Here is a 921-nt window from a genome sequence, read left to right as displayed (position 1 = left end):
GGCCGCGTCGGCCGGCGCCGCGCCGGCATCGGCCGGGGCGCCCAGCATCTCCCGCGCCGCGCGGTTGGCCCGCAGCGGCAGCCTGGATTCGGAAAGCACCAGCAGCGGGTCGGGCAGCGCCTCGATGATCGCGGCATCGGCGCGGCGCAGCCGCTCGACCAGCACGCCGCGCTCGGCGAGGCTCCGGGCCAGCCGGTTCACCCCTTCCGCCACCTCCTGAACCGAGGGCAGCAGCGGCGCTCCGGTCAGGTGCGGCACCTCGGCGCCCGCCGCGGCGGTCCGGATCTGGGCGGCGAGGCGGGCAAGGTTGCCCAGCCAGAGATGCGCGACGCCCGCACCGGCGATCACCGTCACGATCAGCGCCGCGAAGCCAGCCCGGGGCGACACTGCGCCGCCGACCATCAACAGCAGCAGGCAGGCTGCGGGCACGCCCGCGACGATCAGGCTGGCGCGGAGCCAGGGGCCCGGGCGCGGCGCATCCCCGGCCATGGGCCGGCCTCAGGACCCGGCGGCGCCCGGCGCCGGGGCTGGTTCCACCATGCGCGCCTCTCCCGTGGGCTCCACCGCGAACAGGGCGAGGCCGCGCTGCACCCGGCCTTCCGGCTGCAGGCGCACGGGGCCGTCCACGCCGTCGAACACCTCCCCCGTATTCGGGCCCGACTGGCCGCGCGGCGTCAGCACCACCCGCGCGGCGAGCCCCGCCGCGTCATAGGCGATGCCGGCCAGCCGCGGCGGGCGCTCGCCGAAGGCGCCTTCGTAGCGCGCATCGAAGCGGGCGCGGCTGCGCGGGTCGGGCGCGGCGAAGATCGCGCCGTGCAGCGCGGGTTCCTGGCCCAGCGTCCCGTCCGACGCCCAGAGCGCATGGCCCAGGATGCGCGGCACCGGCGCGATGCCCGCGGTCGCGAGCCCGCCGGCGACGCC

At 78.4% G+C, this 921-nt stretch carries 2 pseudogenes; both read right to left on the bottom strand.

The features are described from left to right. Positions 1-489 (bottom strand): annotated as a pseudogene (locus tag HW577_RS25685) (ATP-binding protein); the annotation flags it as partial. A gap of 9 nt (positions 490-498) precedes the next feature. After that, positions 499-921 (bottom strand): annotated as a pseudogene (locus HW577_RS25680) (hypothetical protein); the annotation flags it as partial.

Origin of the sequence: Neoroseomonas rubea, assembly GCF_016106015.1 — a bacterium.
Lineage (GTDB): Bacteria > Pseudomonadota > Alphaproteobacteria > Acetobacterales > Acetobacteraceae > Neoroseomonas > Neoroseomonas rubea.
This window is presented reverse-complemented; position numbering and strand designations above follow the sequence as displayed.